The sequence below is a fragment of the Algoriphagus sp. genome (assembly GCF_024642405.1).
In the GTDB taxonomy this organism is placed as follows: Bacteria; Bacteroidota; Bacteroidia; order Cytophagales; family Cyclobacteriaceae; genus Algoriphagus.
The window spans coordinates 1-6,308 of record NZ_JAHEBC010000223.1; the positions used below are offsets into that span (position 1 = coordinate 1).

The window sequence follows — 6,308 nt, forward strand, 5'->3', positions numbered from 1 at the left end:
CAACTCCAATATTTTGAATGAGTAAGGGCATGCTTATAATTGAAATAAGCACATTAGATGATTGAATAATCGCCAAAAAAAGAAAATTCTGTATCGACTTATTCTTTATGAAATTACCAATTGGAAGTAGTAAAAGTTTCTCTAACATGGCAGCTTTAATTTAGCTTTCCTGCGCATGTTTTTGATACAACCGTCGGAAATAGACCACTAATAAAGTCAGCAACCCTGCTATCGCGCATCCAAAAACCATTCCTTTGACCAATCTGATTTCCGTTCTTTCTAAAGGCAATCTTGGAGAATCTATTATTTGAATTAAAGGGGAATTATTACGGTGATTTACCTTGGCAATCTCTAAATTCTTCACGATTTCCTCGTACACAGCACCAGTTGCCTGAACATCAATTTGACGTTTTTTGACATCAACCGTCGCTGCGGAAAGTAAAGGGTTTGCATTTGGAATTTTGTCGGTAGCAGAAGCATAGGCACCAATGCTTTGATCTAAAATTGACCGGACGCTATCTGCCTGAGATTGTAAGATAGAGAGATTTTCACTGGTCTTTTTCGTTTTAGTATCCTTGTAAAACTCATTGACATTCTCTACCAAACGCTCGTTAAAAACCTTTGCAAATAACTGGTCTTTGGAGGAAACGGTCACTTCAATGATACTTAATTTCCTATCAGGTTTGGCGACACTTAATTGTTTTTCCCTAATAAGTTTTGCCACTTCTTTGACAACAGAATCTTGGGAAGTGGTAAAGCTCTCTCTGGGAATCGAAAAGTCCATAGAAGAAATATCAACTTTGGAAGCCCATTTTCTATCTATCTCTTCAAAAGAAATAAAGCGGTCTATCAATAATTCACTTGCATCAAAAGGACTTAATAATGCTTCGTCAAGCATCCGATCAGATCGATAGAGTTCCATAATATTATCGCCCTGAAATAGTCCACTGGTGCTTCCCAGTGATCCAAGGTTTACCCCGACAAGGGACGCTAGGCCAGACATCTGTCCCATACCCCCAGCTTCTCCTTCCTCCAATACAAAGGAAGTATTTGCGTGGAATACTGGCTTTTTAAAGATAGAAACCAATGCACCTAAGGCTATTCCTATGATTCCCGCGAGAATCAATATTTTCCATTGAGATAGAAAATAGCTGATCCAACTGGATAAATTTTGAAAAACTTCCTTTAGCGTAAATTGATTATCTGAAAAATGTTTATTTCCTGCCATTACCAGTTAATTTGAGAAATAACGAGTCCTAATGTTGCTAATCCCGTCGTGATACCTACGATTTCTCCCAGTCTCAGTGGAACTTTAGGACCTTTTGTCGGAACGATCACTTCAGCCCCTGGCTCTACTGGTGGAAAATTTCTAATTCCTAAGAACCCTTTTGTTCTTTTCACCGCTCCATTGGCATATACTACATAAGTCTGTTTTTTATTGGCTCTTCTTTCAAAACCTCCTGCCCCATTGATATAATGCTTCAAGCTTCGATTGGATTCATGTCTTAAAGTAGTTGGATAAACCACATCACCCCGCATTCTCACTGTTTGCAAAAGTTTTGGAACTGATAAAATATCTCCTTCTTCCAGTAATAGATCGTCTTCTGAACCCGGATTTTTTATGATTGCCTCTAAGTCAATAGCGACCGCTTCGGTTTCTTTGATTTTTACCGCAAATCCCGGAGTTTCAGAAGCAATTTGATCTAGAGATTCTTTCTTCGTTTGTGCAAGTTGTGTGTCAACCGGTGATTCTTTTTCTTTTGGCAAATCTTTGAAAAGCCTCGCCAAAAGTTCTTCCTGAGCTTCTGAATTATTTGGGTCTGCCAGAAGCTGTAATCTTAAATCTTCCAGATTTCTTTGTCTTCTGAGTTGCTCAGATTCGGTATTAAAGAATTCCGTTCTTCGAATCAAAGTCGCTCCTTTGGAATAAGCAAACTGGTTAAGTCCACCAGCTCTTGTCACCAAATCAGAAATCCGTTCTTCACTAGTCTGAATTGCAAAAATTCCTGGAGAATTGACCTGCCCTTCAACAGCTACCAATTTCTGCATGTTAAAATTTGCTCTTTTTCTAACAATCACCTGATCGTATGGTTGAAGAGCTTTACCATCTGGATTAAAGGATAGATCTGCATTCACCTGTGCTGGAATGATTTCAGATAGGGTACCTAAATCTGCATCTTCCAATCTCCTGGCAATCTCAATATCTTGTGTATTGGCAGATTCCTGTAATCCCCCAGCCATAATTATCAACTCCTCCACTTTCATGGTTTTGGAATAAGGATAGACTCCAGGTCTTTTAACCTCACCTAAAATCTGAACATATTTCTCATTATTGATATCATAGATGCTGGCGATGCGAACCACGTCTTCTCTTTGCAATGGAATATCTTCTGAAGTACCATCCAAAATAGACTTGAGATTTAGTTGCATCATTTCAGTACTTAGGTCCTCTTTTGTTCTTAGAATACTTGCTTGCGAAGTGTAGGCATCTCCTCTAAGACCTTCTGCATTTTTCACCAATTGGGATAGGGTAAGTCCATCAGACAAAGCAAAAGTCCCTTCCCTAAATACTGCACCTTTGATCTGAACCCTGTTGGAATAGCGGTTCAAAATTCTTTGAACAGTAATTTCATCTCCTCCTTTTAGTAGGAATAAATTGAATTGATTTTGGTATACATCAGAAACAGAACGCTGATTCCCTGTAATTCTGGAAATCGCTACTCGGTCTTTAAAAGCTTCGTCGGTAAAGCCTCCGGCATAATTTAAAAGATCTTCAAAGGTATCCTCACCAGCTATTTCAAAAGTCATTGGACGCTTCACTTCTCCTCTTATTTTTGCTCTGGAAATAAAAGGAGTTACTAAAATCACATCCTGATCCTGAAGCTGTCTATCGAGATCCGCGGTACCATTGATCAATAAATCATAGACATCAATCTCCGCAATCTGTTTATTGTTTCTTACCAATTTAATCGCTCGCATTGTACCATTTGCATTAGGACCACCCGCTGCATATAGTGCATTGAAAACTGTTGAAAAAGCACTAAGTGTAAAAGTACCAGGTAATCTTACTTCCCCTAGAATATGTACTTTTATCGTTCTTACATCACCCAAAGTAACATTTAAAAAAGTGGTAGGATTACTTCCACTTAACCCAGTATAATATCTTCCAACCCGATTTTTAATGATTCCGCTTGCTTCCTCTATACTCTTCCCTGAGACTGACACCGGACCGATATTATCCAAAAGTACAAACCCATCAGGATTTACTGTAGCCTCATAATATTGCTCAGACTCTCCATAGATATCTACATAAATCAAATCCCCTGGACCTAAAATATAGCTATTTGGAGTAGCTTGATTTAAGCTTGGCTCAAAGGTTAAATTCCTGTTTTTCTGATAAAAGATCGAGGTGCCAAATATCTCATTTTCTGAATCTGTGATTTCCAATTCTTGCTGAGGATTGAAAAAACCTCCAGCAATCAGATCAAAATCTGCCTGCTTTCTAGGATCTCTTTTTGAAACATCCGATGATCTTTTCAGGCCTGGCTCTCCAAGATCTAAATTCCCAATTCTTGCTTTCAATTTTGCGACCTCGGAAGCTGGCATTCCCCTGAGTTCTGCCAATTCCAAAAACTCCTCAATTGACAAACCTGCTGATGAAGCTCGATTTATCAATTCTTGCACCTCAGCATCACTCATTTCATCGACCTGTATTCTGGTCAGATCAGTATTTTGCTGAGCATATAATGTTGGAACTGCCAATCCAAGGAAGGCAAGCAAGGCAAAAAAGTACCAGAATCTTTTCTTTAAAATCATGTTATAGGCTTGGTGTACCGATCAATCCGGGTGTACGTCGAACAAATATGGACATTAAAAATCCGTCAATTTCTTAATTCTACCAAATATAGTTCCAAAAACCTGCTTTCCCGAAAACTCAAAAAAAGTCTATTCGGTGCAATTTCTACAAATTTCTATTTGCGATCTATCCATAAAAAGTTGATTTCTAAATGCTTGATAGGAATTAGAATTCCAGATAGCCATTAAAGTCTGGGACTTTAATTCTCCCATGACATGGCTCGCATCTTTATCAAAACAACAAGGCACGACTTGACCATCCCAGGTTACCACTGCACCTTGCCACATTCTCCAACACTTATTTTCCAACTTCTTTTTAAGCTTCCATTTTCCATCACCTGATGGAATGTATCTAGAATATCCCAAATCGGAAGGAATCAATTCTGAACCTTCCTCAAAATCATATACCTGGGTTGTTTTTAATTGTAATTCATCCACTTTCATCTTTTTAGCCCAAGATTTTAAATCAGGGATTTGATGTTCATTTTGTCCGGTAACCAAAAACTGAAGGATTACTCTGGGGTAATTATTCACAATTTTTTCCCGTTCCTCTATCAAAAGCTTAAGTCCTTTTTGCACTTTTTCCAAATTACCACCTACTCTATATTGCTGATAAACTTCTTGAGTAATCCCATCCATAGATACAATCAACTGTTTCAAGCCACTTTTAAGGATTTTATCTACTGTTACTTTATCCAAATAGTGCGCATTGGTGGAAGTTGAGGTAAAGATTTTGTTTTGATCTGCAAACTTGACCATTTCTAAGAATCTGGGATTCAAAAATGGTTCGCCCTGAAAATATAAATGCAGCCAGGTCAAATAAGATTTGGACTGAAGAATCACTTTTTCAAACAATTGATCCTGAAGCATACCCGTGGGCCGAGTAAAGGAACGAAGACCCGATGGACATTCCGGACATCTAAGATTGCAACTCGTAGTAGGTTCTACAGATAAAGTGGTTGGTTTACCCCATAACACAGGTTTCCGGATAAGCCTTGAAATCTGAAATGAAATATGCAATAGAAAATAATTCCAGACCTTTAAAAAAGTTAGATAGTTGAAAATTGCTAAAGCTGTGATCCATTTGTTTTTCACATCGGCAAGTAAATCAAATGACTTGGTGCAGCAAAGAGTATTTATTCGAATTAATAAAAAGTACTTCCAATCGTTTAATTACTTTTGAACCAGAAATAGCCTTCGATATGAAATTCATAAGATTTTCTTTCCTTTCCATTATTATCATTCTAGTATTCTCCTGCGGTAAAAAAACTGAAGAATGCCAGATCGATCAGGAGATTTTAGATCTGGATTTGACAGTGAAAATCACCAGACTGGAAGATGAGTTTTTTAATGCTTCATCAAAAGAAGATTTCGAATTCCTGCTTGAAAAATATCCGGACTTTGCGGAAGACTATTTGGGAAAAAGCCTTTATACAAGCCCTGATTCTTTAATTTCCGAATTGATTGCTATCCATCAAGATTCTGCAATGACCCTACTTTATGATTCGGTAAAATTTCAGTTTCAGGATTTTTCCGATATAGAGAAGGATTTGGAGAATGCCTTTAAATCCATCAAATATTATTTCCCGGAATTCAAAGTTCCTAAGGTTTACACATTTCTGAGTGGTTTTAATTCGGATTTAATCATTACTGAGGATCTGATAGTGATTGGTCTGGATTACTATTTACCGACTACTCATTCTTTCCAGCCTGACCTTCCTCGCTACATGGCTGAGCGTTATGATAGACCCTTTATAGTTCCCATGATTATAACGGCACTTTCTTCTCGTTTCAATGAAATCAATCCTCAGGACAATACCATGTTGGCTGAAATGATTTATTATGGAAAAGCATACCATTTCACCAAAGCGATCTTACCCTGTACCTCAGATCAATTTATAATAGGGTATACTGAAGATGAAATTGCAGAATGCTATGCCAATGAAGAGTATATCTGGGCTCATTTTGTTGAAAATGAGTTACTCTATGAAACCAACCCTTTTGACATTACAAAGTACTTGGGGGAAGCTCCGTTTACAGATGCGATCAGTACAAAAGCCCCAGGAAGATTAGGTCGGTGGTTAGGATGGAATATTGTGGACGATTATCAATTTAACCAGGATGGGTCTCTACCTGAATTGATGGCAAACCCAGATGCTGAACAAATCTTCAGGCAGTCAGGATATAGGCCTCGTCCTGGGAATTAGGAGGAAATTTATTAGGATCTAATATTCGAAGTACTCTTGAAATTGCAAGCTCTTTTGAAAAGTATTTTTCTGCCAAATTCCTAGAATTTCGCTTCATTTGAGTCAATTTTTCAGGATTAGCTTCCAGTGCTTCTATTCGTTTAAAACTCTGTTCTAATTTCCCTGGAAGAAATGGAATTCCAAGCTCATACTCTTTTGTAAGCTGGTAAACCCATCCTTTATGATTAATCAAAATAGCTTTTCCTG

4 protein-coding genes and 1 pseudogene are annotated in these 6,308 nt (G+C 37.8%); 1 reads left to right on the forward strand and 4 read right to left on the reverse strand.

Annotation, left to right across the window (positions count from 1 at the left end; all coding sequences use genetic code 11):
- Window positions 1-160: 160 nt before the first annotated feature.
- From Q0L68_RS14620 to Q0L68_RS14630, 3 genes are all read right to left on the reverse strand, one after another.
- Window positions 161-1,228 carry an exopolysaccharide biosynthesis protein gene (locus tag Q0L68_RS14620; RefSeq protein ID WP_296704642.1) on the reverse strand — a complete coding sequence of 356 codons (1,068 nt, stop codon included), beginning with the start codon at window positions 1,226-1,228 and terminating at the stop codon, window positions 161-163.
- A complete protein-coding gene (locus tag Q0L68_RS14625) occupies window positions 1,228-3,816 on the reverse strand; it encodes an SLBB domain-containing protein (RefSeq protein WP_296704644.1) in 2,589 nt (862 codons plus the stop codon). Before Q0L68_RS14625 ends, Q0L68_RS14620 begins: the two co-directional genes overlap by 1 nt.
- Window positions 3,817-3,945: 129 nt before the next feature.
- Entirely contained in the window at window positions 3,946-4,950 is a 1,005-nt protein-coding gene (locus Q0L68_RS14630; protein ID WP_296704646.1) for a radical SAM/SPASM domain-containing protein, read from the reverse strand.
- A gap of 107 nt (window positions 4,951-5,057) precedes the next feature.
- Between Q0L68_RS14630 and gldB the strand changes: the two genes are divergently transcribed.
- Window positions 5,058-6,062: a gliding motility lipoprotein GldB gene (gene gldB, locus Q0L68_RS14635; protein ID WP_296704648.1), complete on the forward strand. Its 1,005-nt coding sequence runs from the start codon at window positions 5,058-5,060 to the stop codon at window positions 6,060-6,062.
- On the opposite strand, the pseudogene Q0L68_RS14640 reads toward gldB, so the two are convergent.
- Window positions 6,025-6,308 (reverse strand): annotated as a pseudogene (locus tag Q0L68_RS14640) (glycosyltransferase WbuB); the annotation flags it as partial. The gene gldB and the pseudogene Q0L68_RS14640 overlap by 38 nt on opposite strands.